This window comes from Tuberibacillus calidus DSM 17572, from assembly GCF_000430685.1.
GTDB lineage: Bacteria > Bacillota > Bacilli > Bacillales > Sporolactobacillaceae > Tuberibacillus > Tuberibacillus calidus.
Map to the genome: position 1 here is coordinate 1 of NZ_AUMM01000020.1, position 13,608 is coordinate 13,608.

The following is a 13,608-nucleotide window of genomic DNA, read 5'->3' on the forward strand; positions in this document are numbered from 1 at the left end:
AGTTTCCGAATCATACCCTTGCATATAAATTCGACAAAAAAGTGAAAAACCCTTGTTAAATCAACATTTTTTTGTTATTCAGTAGACCCTACTTAATCGTGGTTTTAATCGCTGGATATAGTTTTGTTGCTAAAAACGTAAGCGGTTCCACGGATCCGATCATGTTTGCCATTATTCAAGGCTTGACCTTTGCGGCTGGTGTCACGGTTATCCTTGCAGGTGTCTGCATGATGTTATCGGAAATTATGCCAGCGTTTACTGGGATTTCAAGTAAACTTGTTCCGGGTGCCGTACCCGCTTTGGATTGTCCGGTCGTCTTCCCATATGGCCCGACTTCGCTGCTTTTAGGCTTTATCTCAATGTTTATTGGTATGATTATTGGTATGTTCGTACAAATGGGCTTTCATTCCGTCTACATCATTCTTCCGGGCATCGTACCGGCGTTCTTCGCAGGTGGTACGGCGGGGATCTTTGGAAACAGCACAGGTGGATGGAAAGGGGCCATTGTCGGACCGTTTATTGTTGGCGTCGTTCTGGCCATTGGTACAGGATTACTGCTCCCGAGCACAGGAGATTTAGCGACAACCGGCAGTACCTTCGGTGACCCATTCTATGCGACGGCAGGACTCGCCTTTGCTAAATGGACGAAACTCATCTCCGATAATATCATTCTTGGCATTATTGTTCTTCTAGTCGTTGTGGCGGTCCTCTGGTTCCTCGGAAGAAGATGGACGACTAGGGAGCTCCAAAACAATCAAGAGATGGCTAAATAATATCAAAGGGTCAGTTCCAATTTGTAACGTGTTCAGTTTAGGGAGAGGAAATATAAACGGAGCCCAAAACATCGGTTTAAAACGACTCGAAAATTCGGGTCGTTTTTCCTTATGAATGGCCTTCTAATATTTGTATCCAAATACAATGGTCTTCGATTAATTTTCGGGACAATGTTAATAAAATATTTCTATACACCCTTTTTCTATCCATTTTGCTAAATTAGCATTATCTATGGAGGTATAGTAGGACTGTCCGTCCAAAGAATAGACGACCTTTCTTGATTCGTCTCGGCCGCTCATCTGTAAAAAAGGAAAGATTTCATCCGGGCTCAATTTCGAATTTTAAACGATAACTGTAGAATGTGATCATAGGACATCAGGATGTATTCCTTATTAAACGTCAAAAAATCATCAAGATCTAATAATCGAAATAAATTTTCGTTATTAACAAAGGTACTATACATTGTATATATACCTTTTCCGTCATCACTACATATATGGGCAGGACCGTAGTACTGATGAACAAGCAATAATGAAAAAAGGATAATAAAACGTTCGCCTGCATTTTTACCGCTATGTAAAATGATTTGTTTCAGTTTCGGAAGATCATTGGAAGAGCTTAAATCGAAGCGTTGTAGATTTTTTATAATATCTCTATTTACTCTGAAAGCTTCCAGAGCAAGTAATTTTATCGCATTACATATGTCTTGTTTTTTCGCCATTCCATTTTCTAGTAATTGAAAAATAGACTCCAACGAGATCAGGTATAGCTGTTTCGTATCAGATAATTGTTTAAAAAGTTCAAGGTAATAATCGTTATATCTTTCCTTTGTAGGGATATTTCTACAAGACTCTTCTAACACGACATCTGGAATAAGGAAAATCGGAGATTGATGATACCCTTTTAGTAATAGCGGCAAATGCGATAGTTGTTTCCCTAATTTTGTTAAAAACATATTATCTAACATATAAAAAGATTGGTATTCGTTTAGCGACCGGTACAATCGCTTTGCATCGACAGAAAAAAATGGGCGTACCGATTCTAAAACAGGAATTTCGAGGACCTTCATCTTTCAGTCCTCCTTTGGCTGTGCACCGACGCCAGTAATTGTTCATAGATCTTACTATATGATTTCTTAATTGATTGAAGATCCTCTTCATGCATCAGTCCTTTTGCTTTATCAAAAAGTCCTTCAAACCCACTGAAATTTATTGTATAACTAGGCTCAAAGAATGATTTGTCCATATCATGGGGGATACGATTTCGATAATCATAGTCTAAAGCTTTTTTCGCATCATTGATTGAGATCAATTCGTTTTGAGCGAGTTTAACAACAAGTGCTTTATACGGGATTTGAAAGATATTGATTAATCGCATCACTTTTTCCGGAAGAGATTGTTTTGTGTAAAAGGTATCTAAAAAACGGAAACTTCTTTCTAACACAAAGTCATTAATTAAAAATTCAGACGCGAAGAGATTAGGGAGCCGCTCTTTTTCATCATAAATCTGATCAATCTTGATAAAATTTTGTTCGGGATTTTTAATATTATCCCTGTCAAAAAAGAAATGATAAAACTTGTGGGCCCACATGAAATTTTCATATATTCTTGGCTGTGCGGTATTAATATGGATATAATAATCGCCATTATAATAATACACAAGCCCGCCATAGTCGGGGTTTTGTATTGGAAACTGTAATACATTGGTATGTTCATAAAGGTAAGTTTTGATAAAATCTAGCGGCTTGACATTGGTAAGAGGATCTCCAAGGGAGGAAATGCTGTCCAGTGCCTTTTTGATTTTCGGTAAATGTGTTTTGTTATGCTCAAGAATCATTACGAGATTGTCTTTAGTGATCAATGGACTCACCCCTAGGATTCCCTGAATGGGTGACTGATTTTAGCACATCGATCAATTCAACCATTTCGCCGAAAAGCTGCATGCCCTTTTTTAATTCTTCGTCCACTGTTCCATGATACGAAAGTGCTACATAATCCATAAAGGAATCAGACCGGCTGCGTTTTAATGTTTTTTCTGTAAATGCCATATCTTCCTTGTAAAAAAAGAATGGATCATTAATGCGGAACAGTTTATTGATCTTTTCTACATACTCCTCCACATTTCCTTCACCTTTTAAGAACTTATAATAAGCGGTCTTCTTAATACCGGTGCGTTCCATTACCCATGAATGTTTTAAACCTTTACGCTCTATATACTCTTTGACATTTTGACCGACAATTTTGTTGGTTTTTGCCATTACCTTCACCTCCATACCTACCTTCATTATAAATAAGAATGGGCGAGCTTTCTATATATTTTCCTCAAAAAGCGGAATATATAATTATTTTATGCGGGAAATTATTAAAATGCCCCTTTTCGATAATATTTTTCCCCGAAAAGCGGATAACAACGCAAAACACTGACCACTTTCCGATAAAAAATAATCGGCACAACGGATTGTGCCGGGGTTTAAACCTGAATGGATTTTTTTAGTTGTCTTGGCGTATTCTCCGCTTGCCTTTTCAAAGGTGAGGCGATGTCATCAAACAGCGCCCGGTTCGTGATAAAACAGGTAGGCTTCTTCTATGGTGTTAAAGGGTTCGGGGGCCAGCAATTCGGTTTTGGTGCCATTGAACAGAAGATGGCCTTGATTGAGAAGGCGGATATGAAGCTGGTCAGGGTCAATGGCTAAGTTGTCAATGATGTCGAGTTGATGTGTCGAAAGAACAAAAGCCGATTCGTTCCGATGGGCGAGCAGATAGTTTTTTAATTCGTAAATCGAGATCGGGTCCAAGGCGGCAAAGGGTTCATCAAGAAAAATAAAATCGGCGTTTAGGGCGAGGGCGGCAATATGGCCGACCTTTTTCTTCATCCCGTTCGATAAGGCAAAAATAAATTTGTTTTTCTCTTTTTCAAGGCGAAAGCTTTTTAAGAGGGCATCGACCTTTTCCAAATGGTTGTCGTCATACGCCTCGTACATTTTTAACACAAAAGTGATGTATTCCAGCACAGTCAGGTCTTCAAACAGAACGGGTTTTTCTGGAGAAAAGGCCATTTTGTATTTCAGTTTCTTATCCGATTTGTCCCCGTTTTCCGTGATATAGCGGATTTTCGTTTGTTTCAGATTTGCTTTTAAAATTTCTTTTATAAGCGTCGTTTTTCCGGCTCCGTTATGGCCAATGAGAGCGTACAAACGGCCTTTTTCAAAATGGGTTGAAACCCCCGTGAGTGCTTCCTTGCCGCCATAAGAAACGGATAAATCATTAATGACAATTTGACTGAGCATGTTATACCCTTCCCCGCTTCGTAAAATAGCCTTTAATTAAACGGCTGAGCCATAAAACAATTAGGGTGATGGGGATAGCTAAAAGCACGGCAGCGATGATGATGTTCATAAAATGGATTTCCACTTCGCCGTTCGTCAAAAGCCGGTACATCTGAAAGGACTTTGTCGGAAGATCCACCGTATGTTTCACGGGGCTGGTGAGATTTTTTGATAGAAGGTAAAAGGAAATGAAAAAACCAATCAGGGCATTTAGAAACCAAATAATGACATAGACCCGTAATGTTTTCATTGCGATTTCTCCTTTAATGTTTGTTCCAATACTCTGGCATCTTTGCCAAAAATGAGGTTAAGAGTTTCAACGATAATAAGAAGTACCGCAAAAGTAGCGATGACGTCTCGGTCGGGTAGTAAAATTAAAATCACATCAAGTAAAATGCTAAACAGCGAACCACCCAAGATAATGAACAGTTTTTGTCTTTTTTCAAGCTGACCAAAGGTTGACGGACAATAAGTGATTTCCACCGACCAACGCGTACTCTGGCATTGGTAGGGAATGTGATATTTTTCCAAAAAGAAGATATGGCCAAACTCGTGAAAGCTGACGTGGACCGCATAAATAAAGCTAAGCACAACAGCTATTTCCGTATTCCGAATCATCAGCCACCCAGCGATAATGATGAAGACTAATATCAGTATATTTTTACAAAAACAAAGATACAATAAGTACCCGTACTGTTTCGCAAGACGGCTTGGCATTGGGCTTTTGCGGGGGTGGCCTCCGTCCGTAGAAGATGGAGGATCTTTTTTATATTTTTTCAAGCCAGTACCAGGACCACAAAAGCTCTGCCTTCGCCCAAAAGGCTTGAGAGAGGTGAAGTGTTCCTTAACGTAAGGTCGTTTCATTTTGGTAACCGCCAATCACAAGCCATACAATCACCACCAAGACTACCGCAGCAAATCCATACCCCGCAGCCACCCCATACCATGTCCCGAGTTCCTCGACCCGGCTTTCAAACTCCGGTAAAACTCTGTATGTCATAAGCAGGATAAAAATACTAGAAATAAGTTGAGCAAACGTGCCAAAAAATCGATGGAAGAGATAGTAAACGACAATCGCCGCGTACAAGCAAAAGTAAAACATGATCAAGGTATGGATGTAATCGATGTCGTTTAATAAAAAATAAAAGTTCAAATGGTGTAAGGACGCAATGAATCTGAGGTATAGTAACAGAAATACCGCTCCGACGACAAAATAAAGATGCAAGAGATGACCAATGTATTTTATGTGTGATAAGCGGAGTACAGCGATCGCTTCGGCTGTTTTCGCCAAATTGGCAAAGATGAAACTCGTCCCCCCAAGAATAAAAGCTAGAACATACACGTCATTCATGCTGGAATAGTGGTTGGCGAGTTTAGATATCACCGCAATAAACACGGCAGAAAAGAAGTTAAAAAGCCAGTAATCTTTGCTGTGGACGATGACCAAGAAACTGTAACCGAGGTTGTAACGCTTAAGCCATTTCAGCCTTCTTTGACTCATTAACTGCTGATTCCGATACTCTACTTTAATTGCGCTTACTAATAAATACATGGCGAAGCCCATTAATAATAGTAGAAATAAGACATAGCCCGGCACAGATTTGGAAAGCCACCATCTGCCAAGCATTCTGTGAATCGGAATCGCAAGCTCCACCGAAAGAAGCCCTAGGAATATCCCGTACTTCGTTAAAGTTTGGTAGCGCGGTGTGATGTAATAGGATAATCCTTTTTGCAGTATCCGTTCGATCGCGTATGCTGTGAGAAAATAGACTTGCACAGCTCCTTCCCAATATAAAAGCGCGTAAGGCAGATGAATGTTATCATAAATCGATAAGATCAGATAAAGCAAGATCACAGACAATACACAAGGACTCACAAAGGCAAAAATGTTTTTGAGATGCTTAAGAAAACTTGCGGTAATATAGTGGAGTAAAGACCCCTCGGTATCTTCCGATGCCTTTCCCCTTGTCATAAAAAAGATGTACGGCATCAGACCGCCGATTAGGAAAATATACGCTGCTGTTGGAAACATTTCCGGTACCATGTCGATATGAAAACTGAACAGGGCTGGTGCAAAGGCCACGAGCCCAGCTCCCAGTAGAATTAATAAAAGGAAGAAAAAGGCTGACTCTGGCCGTTGATACAGATAAATTAACGCCCTGTTCCTTAACCTGATCACCATTAACCAAGCAAAATTAAATAATTTCTTCATCCCATTCCCCCTCCATTGGCAATTTTCCAACGTGAGCTTAGGATAAAAACGCAAACTCGCCATAGGTTGAATGCCAAAGTGGTGACGATGGTATTTATAGCCAAAAGGCATAACTTTGGCAACAGCAGAATTTTTGTATGGCTAAATGCATTTTGAAAACTGAGCACTCCGGTAGCATCGGCATTTCATAGTGATAACCTTGTTCAAAAAATAGAAATTTGCTTTAATGAAATTTTGGAATCAAAAGCGGTAATAAGGGTTGTACTACAACGTGGATTTCATGAATTTGCGAACAATGTACTTATACCGCTGGTTTTTAAGCCAATTACCTTAAAAATCGCGAAAGTATAACCCCCAGAAGAGCAGTCAGTAACTACTGTGTTTAAAAATAGAAGGCTTGCAAAGTGTAATTTTTTATCGACAGCCTAGGCGGAATACGCCATCCTTTATTTTCGATGAGAAAACAAAATGGCTCTTTCCATGTTTCCAACAAAGAAGCTCGCCGAGAGCCCAAACGATAAAAATAACGGCAACCACGACGACGAATACGACTAACGGATTAGCCAATACCGCTTTTTTCTTTTCGCTTTTGATGGAAAAAAACTGCCCAATCCGCATGAGTTGGAGATAAAGCAATCCGGACATGTTCATTACAGCTGATTGCATGTAGATCTATCTCCTCTCCGTTGCAAGCCTTCTATTTTACTATATTTTAAATAAATAGAAGGGTGGAAGAAATAGTCAAAATGAACCATTTTTGTAGAATTCTATGTTAATTTATGTAGGTCTATATTACCAGTTTTATACAAGTATATTTGGCTTTACGCAAGCGGAAATTTGGCTTCCAGGGGGTCTGATCCAGCTGGGGTCGTTGACTATTCTAGTAGTTTTTAATGAGGCTTAGGCGATTGGACTTAGCCTTCACCCGAAAGGCTTAGGAAAGCAAAGCTCTTTTTTTTACTAGATATGCTCTGCCGACGAACATTTTACCTTAAAAAAGCTTTGTTCTCTTTCCTCAAAATGAAAGATTTCAAGCAAAATAATCTAAAAGTTAAAAATAAAACCGCAGCTTACCATATAATAATAATTAAGTTATTCATAAAATGGTTGAATCATTGACCTAAAAGGGGTGGGAGAATGGCTTATATCATGGGGGTAGATGGTGGAAACAGCAAGACGTACACCGTCATAACAGACGATAAAGGTAATAAATTAGGTGAAGGGCTAACGGGTTGCGGAAATCATCAGGTGGGACTTGAACGAGCCATGAAAAATATTGAGTCGTCCATTCAACAAGCTCTTAAACAAGCAGATCTAAAGCCATCCGATATTGATTTTGTGCAATACGGTCTTGCCGGAGCAGATAGAGAAACAGATCTGAAGATCCTCAGGCCGCAACTCTCTCAACTTCCTTTTGCAAAGTGGGATGTTGTCTGTGATACGATGGAAGGCCTACGAACAGGGAGTCCCAAAAATGTCGGTGTGGTGCTGATATGCGGAAGCGGTACAAATGCCGCGGGAAGAAATTTCGAAGGGAAGACGGTGCAAACGGGCGGATTTGGTTATTTATATGGGGATGGTAGAGGGGTTGGCGGTCAATCTTTAGCTATAGAGGCCTTTCGCGCGGCCATCCGCTCTTGGGAACAACGTGAAGAGCCAACCCTTTTAACCGAAACAGTCCCGTCCTTTTTAGGTTTTGACTCCGTAGAAGCGATGTTCCATGGGTGTCTGGATCAAGGTGTCACACGGATTCCGGCCGATCTTTCCATCATCCTTCATGATGCCGCAGAAAAAGGTGATAAGGTAGCGATTCGCATACTTCAAGAGGCGGGGAAAGAACTCGGGATGGCGGCGGTATCTGTCATCAGAAGATTAGGGGGATTTGAAGGAACGGTGATACCGATTGTGATGGTCGGAAGTGTCGTCCAAAAGGGGCGAAGTCCTCATTTAATTAACGCCACAAAAGCTGTTATTGAAAAAGAGGGATATGCCATTAAACTCCGCATCCCCAAAATGGCGCCTGTATATGGGGCGGTCTTACTTGGCATGGATCAATTAGGGATTGAGGTATCTCAAGAGGTGGAAGAAAAGTTTATTCAATACGGAGGATATCAAGATGAAAAAGAATGAGCTTAAAGTAGCCGTTATTGGTGGTGGTTCTTCCTATACACCTGAATTGATTGAAGGATTCATTAATCATTATCATGAACTTCCGGTTAAAGATCTTTACCTTGTGGATATTGAAAAAGGCCGAAAAAAACTTGAAATTGTCGGTGGGTTAGCGAAAAGGATGGTTGAAAAAGCCCGTGTGCCTATAAATATTCATCTCACTTTTGACCGGCAGGAAGCGATAAAAGATGCAGATTTTGTTACCACGCAAATTCGTGTAGGCTTACTTGACGCAAGGGCTCGAGATGAGCGCATTCCGCTTCGTTATAACCGGATCGGGCAGGAAACCACAGGTGCGGGAGGGTTTGCCAAAGCCCTTAGAACGATTCCGGTCATTTTAGATATTTGTAAGGATATTGAAGCGTTAGCCCCGAATGCTTTTCTCTTAAACTTTACGAATCCAGCAGGGATTGTGACAGAGGCAGTGATAAAATATTCAAATGTTCGTTCGATTGGTTTATGTAACTTACCCATTGGTACACGTAAACAGATCGCAAAGCTTTGCGATGTGGACGTATCAAAAGTGGAGATTGAAATGGTCGGCATCAATCACTTAAACTGGACAACTAAAATCCTAGTGGACGGAGTGGATATTACCGAAAGCATTTTACATAAAGCAGCTGAAGCAAGTGGTTTGACGATGAAAAATATTCCCGACTTTGGTTGGGATAAAGCGTTTTTATTGTCACTAGGTGCCCTGCCATGTTCCTATCATCGCTATTATTATATGAAGGACAAAATGTTAGAACAGCAGTTAGAGGACTTAAAGACGAAAGGGACTCGGGCAGATGTTGTGAAAAAAGTGGAAGAAGAGTTATTCGAACTTTATAAGGATCCAAATCTCGCTGTTAAACCGCCACAACTTGAACAACGGGGCGGAGCTTATTATTCGGAGGCGGCTATCAATCTGATTTCATCCATTTACAATAATAAAAAAGATATTCAAACGGTAAATGTAAGAAACAATGGCACAATCCCATGTCTGCCGGATGACGCCTCGATCGAAGTCAATTGTGTCATCGATTCTCAGGGTGCCCGGTCGGTTCAAATCACTACCGAGATGACTCCAAAAATAAGAGGGCTTTTACAAATTGTCAAAGCCTACGAGGAATTGACCGTTGAAGCCGCTGTCCACGGCGATTATAACGCGGGACTTCAAGCGCTAACGATCCACCCGTTGGTCGGATCGATAGATGTTGCAAAGAAAATTTTAGATGACATCCTTGAAGAAAACCGCGAGTATCTGCCGCAGTTTTTTAGTAACTGAAGGCTTTAAAGCGGTGGCCTGAGTAAAAAGTTCATTTTTGGCAGAGGAATCTTATGCTTACTGGACTCGATACAGAGCATTGGATAAGTGATACAGATGGGGTTTCCCAATATCTGTAACCAAAATACCATTTTGGAGCAGGAAGCGATCCAAAATGGCATTTAGCGCGGCTTTATCAGCCATTTTGGTCTGAAAAATTTTATGAAATGGCCTTTAGCTTGAATTTACTGGAAAAACGTGACCGTTTCGAGGATAGTTTTTCCAATACCTGTATTCAAAAGACCATTTTGGAGTAGGAAGCCGACCAAAATGACATTTAGCGCGGCTCTATCTGCCATTTCGGGTTGAAAAATTTTTTGAAAAAGGTCTTTAGCTTGAATTTACTGGAAAAACGAGAGCAAAACAGGTATCGTTCTACCAATATTTGTATCTCCAATCCGACAATAAGTGCCAAATCCAAGTAATAAACGATTCCGGCTGATTTTCTGAAAGTAAAAAAACGCCCGCGGATTCCCAGGCGTTTTCCAATTAGTCAAGCTTTTAACCTTTTACAGAACCAGCGAGCATGCCGCGGACGAAAAATTTTCCGAGGAAAATGTACACGAGCAAGGTCGGTAGGGCAGCGATAATCGCACCGGCCATTTGCACGTTCCACTGGACAATTTGGCTTCCCGAAAGGTTTTGCAAGGCAACCATGATGGGATGTTGGTCAGTTGTTGTAATGGTGACCGCAAAAAGGAACTCGTTCCAAATGTTTGTGAACTGCCAAATGCCAACGACCACAAGGCCCAATAGCGAGAGCGGAATCATAATATGGCGGTAAATTTTAAATATACCGGCGCCATCAATTTGCGCGGATTCAATCATTTCCATCGGTATGCTCGCATAAAAGTTGCGGAACATGAGTGTCGTAATCGGAATGCCGTAGACCACGTGGACCAAAATAAGTCCGGGGATCGTGTTGTAAAGACCAATATGACTTAAAAAACGGATCAGCGGTATTAAAATGCTTTGATACGGAATAAACATCCCGAACAAAACGGCGGTAAAAATCCAATCCGCCCCTTTAAAACGCCATTTCGAGAGCACGTACCCGTTCAAGGAGCCGAGAAAGGCTGAGAGTATGGTTGCCGGTATGACGAGATACACAGAATTCCAAAAGTTAGGTGCTAGTTTTGAAAAAGCTTCGGCATAGCTGCTGAAGTCGATGTGAGTCGGCAATGCCCACATCTTCGCCAGAGTGACTTCATCAAGCGGCTTCAGACTTGTTACGATCACGACATAGACCGGTATCAAAAAAAGAATGCTTAATAAAGCCAAGATCAGATACATCAAAGGGCGAGTGAATGCTTTGGCTGTCATGATTCTCCCCCTTTGCGGCTGGAAATAAGATATGGAACGATGAAGATGGCGACAAACAATAGCATGATGATCGCAATGGCTGCACCATTCCCGTAGAAGTTGCCGCGGAATGTCGTTTCATACATATAAACACCGGGAACGTCAGTCACGAAGTTGGCGCCAGGGCCGGTCATGGCGTAAATCAAGTCAAAGATTTTCAGAGATATATGGGCCATGATGATGATGACGCTGACAGTGATCGGCATAAGTTGCGGGAAAATGACCTTCGTAAAGACCTGAAATTCGTTTGCGCCATCAATCCGGGCGGCTTCCCGTAGTTCCTCCGGTATGGCGCGGAGTCCTGCGAGATACATCGCCAAGGAAAAACCCGTCATTTGCCAGACGGCGGCAATCACCACAGCGATAATAGCCACTGGAATCCCGAATTGGATTTTCCCCCATTCCACACCCGGGATCACGGAAACGCTCGTATACCACATCGGTTTGAGGCCAAGCTTGTGAAGGATTAAATTCACCCCGGTGGACGGGTTCAAAATCCATTGCCAGACGACGCCGGTAACGATAAACGATAAAGCCATCGGGAAAAGGAAAATATTGCGAAAGACCGATTCGCCGCGGATTTTCCTGTCCAATAAGACGGCTAAAAACAATCCTAAAATGAGTACGCACAAGATAAACAAAATCGTAAAAAAGAGGGTATTGCGCAAGTCCGCTTGGAAACGGAAATCATGAAATAAAAATAAGTAGTTTTTCAGTCCAACAAAGGATAGATCGGGGACAAGTGAATTCCAATTACTAAGGGAAACATAACCTGTCCAGGCAATGAAGCCGTAGACGAAAATAGCAATAAGAATAATAGACGGTAATATAAAGAGAAATGCGAGCCATCGATCTTTCGAAAGCCGTTTCTTTGTTTTCGGTTTTATGGTAGGGTGAGTTTTCGTCTCAGGTTGTAACGTCACGTTGGATATCCCTCCGTTCTAGAGGTGCCCTAAAGGCAACATCAATAAAAGGTTCAATTGTATAGTCTTTTTATGAAGGGTAAAACGTTGTTTACGATAGTACCCTTTAAAACAAAGTTCAATTGTACTGGTCTTTTCGTGAAAGGCGTTCAATTGTATCGTCTTTTCATGAAAGGCTAAACGGGGAAGAACACATCCTTCCCCGATGAGTCTGTTATTTCAAGTCACTCGAAGCACTGACAAGCGTATTAATAAAGTTGTCGACGTTTTGTTGCGTGACGAAAATGTTCATGGCATTGTTGACTTTTGTGAGAAAGCCTTCAGGTGCGGCGGAACCATGGGCTAAGCTTGGTGTGATATGTGCCGTTTTGAAATCTTCCATGGTTTGTTTGCCATATTCGTCATATTTTGATGGATCGGCATCGACGCGAGCCGGAATGGAACCTTTTAATGGGTTAAAAATGTCTTGTGCTTCAGTTGAGCCGAGATAACTCAAGAAGGTTTTTACTTGATCCGGGTTATCGATGCCCTTCGGCAGACCAAAGGTATCAGTAATAACCATGAAGTCGTCACTTGTATTCGGGGTTGTTGTCCAACCGAAGTCGACATTGGTTTTCAGTTTCAGGTCATTGGTAAAATAGCCTTTCGCCCAGTCACCCATGATATTCATGGCAGCCTTGCCCTCACCGACGAGTTGGGCGGCGTCTTGCCAGTTCCGTGAGCTGTGGTCTTTGTTGAAATATGGAATCCAACTTTTGAAGGTTTCCGCGGCATCTTTGACACGCGGATCATCGAAGCCGACTTTTCCGGTCCACAAGCCTCGATAATCATCGGGTCCGAGTTTTCCTAACAAAATATCCTCGAAGACCATGGTCGCGGCCCACGGTTCTTTGTCACCCAGAGCAAGCGGGGTAATGCCTTTTTTCAAAAGTTTATCGGCAACAGCCTTAAAGTCGTCGAAGGTCTTTGGCGGTTGGAGTCCGTTTTCTTCAAAAATCTTTTTGTTGTAGAAGATCACGTTACCGCGGTGGATATCGACTGGCACGGAATAAATTTTTCCGTCTTTGCTGACGAGGTCAATCAAATCTTTCGGGAATTTATCCCGCCAACCTTCTTTATCATACAGATCATCCAGTGGTTCCATTTTCCCGGCGGCCACCCAGCCGTCATTCAACTCAGCCCCACCATGGACTTGGAAGGTAGATGGCGGGTCACCGGCTTGCATGCGGTTAGCCAGAACGGCTTTCGCATTGGTTCCCGCACCACCTGCGACGGCCGCATTGACAACATTAATATCAGGGTGTTTCTTTTTAAAGTCTGCGAGAATGGCTTTTAAGCCGTCTTCTTCACCAGCACCCGTCCACCAACTGAAGATTTCAAGTTTGGTGCCTTTTCCGTTTTTTCCTCCGCTTTTCCCGCCTGTTTTCGAGTCGGAATTACAGCCGAGAAGGGCCAAAGAAAAGGTCAAAATGAGAGCGGTGAATGCCATCAGCCATTTTCTTTTCATTTGAATCCCCCTTAATCAGTATTGTAAGCC

At 41.9% G+C, this 13,608-nt stretch carries 14 protein-coding genes; 3 read left to right on the plus strand and 11 right to left on the minus strand.

Going from position 1 to position 13,608, the window contains the following annotated elements; genetic code table 11:
• The first annotated feature begins 98 nt into the window (after positions 1-98).
• Positions 99-773, plus strand: coding sequence for a PTS transporter subunit IIC (locus H532_RS18055; RefSeq protein ID WP_051263180.1), 675 nt, complete (start codon positions 99-101; stop codon positions 771-773).
• 329 nt (positions 774-1,102) lie between these two features.
• Here the strand turns inward: H532_RS18055 and H532_RS18060 are convergent, their stop codons facing one another.
• From H532_RS18060 to H532_RS0106240, 8 genes are all read right to left on the minus strand, one after another.
• Positions 1,103-1,843, minus strand: coding sequence for a PIN domain-containing protein (locus tag H532_RS18060; protein ID WP_245566422.1), 741 nt, complete (start codon positions 1,841-1,843; stop codon positions 1,103-1,105).
• Positions 1,840-2,634: an ImmA/IrrE family metallo-endopeptidase gene (locus tag H532_RS0106210; RefSeq protein WP_027724769.1), complete on the minus strand. Its 795-nt coding sequence runs from the start codon at positions 2,632-2,634 to the stop codon at positions 1,840-1,842. The genes H532_RS18060 and H532_RS0106210 overlap by 4 nt, the downstream gene beginning before the upstream one ends.
• Positions 2,624-3,031 carry a helix-turn-helix domain-containing protein gene (locus H532_RS0106215; protein WP_027724770.1) on the minus strand — a complete coding sequence of 136 codons (408 nt, stop codon included), beginning with the start codon at positions 3,029-3,031 and terminating at the stop codon, positions 2,624-2,626. Before H532_RS0106215 ends, H532_RS0106210 begins: the two co-directional genes overlap by 11 nt.
• A 285-nt stretch (positions 3,032-3,316) precedes the next feature.
• A complete protein-coding gene (locus H532_RS0106220; protein ID WP_027724771.1) occupies positions 3,317-4,060 on the minus strand; it encodes an ATP-binding cassette domain-containing protein in 744 nt (247 codons plus the stop codon).
• Position 4,061: 1 nt separating this feature from the next.
• Positions 4,062-4,349, minus strand: a complete 288-nt coding sequence (locus tag H532_RS0106225) for a hypothetical protein (RefSeq protein ID WP_027724772.1) — start codon at positions 4,347-4,349, stop codon at positions 4,062-4,064.
• Positions 4,346-4,717, minus strand: coding sequence for a hypothetical protein (locus H532_RS0106230; RefSeq protein WP_155994995.1), 372 nt, complete (start codon positions 4,715-4,717; stop codon positions 4,346-4,348). Before H532_RS0106230 ends, H532_RS0106225 begins: the two co-directional genes overlap by 4 nt.
• 226 nt (positions 4,718-4,943) lie before the next feature.
• On the minus strand, positions 4,944-6,311 hold the full coding sequence (locus tag H532_RS0106235; RefSeq protein WP_027724774.1) for a hypothetical protein: 1,368 nt from the start codon (positions 6,309-6,311) through the stop codon (positions 4,944-4,946).
• A 414-nt stretch (positions 6,312-6,725) separates the two neighbouring features.
• Complete coding sequence (locus H532_RS0106240) at positions 6,726-6,977, minus strand: hypothetical protein (protein WP_027724775.1); 252 nt, start codon at positions 6,975-6,977, stop codon at positions 6,726-6,728.
• A gap of 471 nt (positions 6,978-7,448) precedes the next feature.
• Between H532_RS0106240 and H532_RS0106245 the strand changes: the two genes are divergently transcribed.
• On the plus strand, positions 7,449-8,441 hold the full coding sequence (locus H532_RS0106245; protein WP_027724776.1) for an N-acetylglucosamine kinase: 993 nt from the start codon (positions 7,449-7,451) through the stop codon (positions 8,439-8,441).
• Entirely contained in the window at positions 8,428-9,747 is a 1,320-nt protein-coding gene (locus H532_RS0106250; RefSeq protein WP_027724777.1) for a 6-phospho-beta-glucosidase, read from the plus strand. The genes H532_RS0106245 and H532_RS0106250 overlap by 14 nt, the downstream gene beginning before the upstream one ends.
• 540 nt (positions 9,748-10,287) lie before the next feature.
• On the opposite strand, the gene H532_RS0106255 is transcribed toward H532_RS0106250, so the two are convergent.
• From H532_RS0106255 to H532_RS0106265, 3 genes are all read right to left on the minus strand, one after another.
• Entirely contained in the window at positions 10,288-11,109 is an 822-nt protein-coding gene (locus tag H532_RS0106255) for a carbohydrate ABC transporter permease (protein ID WP_027724778.1), read from the minus strand.
• Positions 11,106-12,035: a carbohydrate ABC transporter permease gene (locus tag H532_RS0106260; RefSeq protein WP_425426238.1), complete on the minus strand. Its 930-nt coding sequence runs from the start codon at positions 12,033-12,035 to the stop codon at positions 11,106-11,108. Before H532_RS0106260 ends, H532_RS0106255 begins: the two co-directional genes overlap by 4 nt.
• A 250-nt stretch (positions 12,036-12,285) precedes the next feature.
• Positions 12,286-13,578, minus strand: coding sequence for an ABC transporter substrate-binding protein (locus tag H532_RS0106265; RefSeq protein ID WP_081412351.1), 1,293 nt, complete (start codon positions 13,576-13,578; stop codon positions 12,286-12,288).
• Positions 13,579-13,608: the final 30 nt, after the last annotated feature.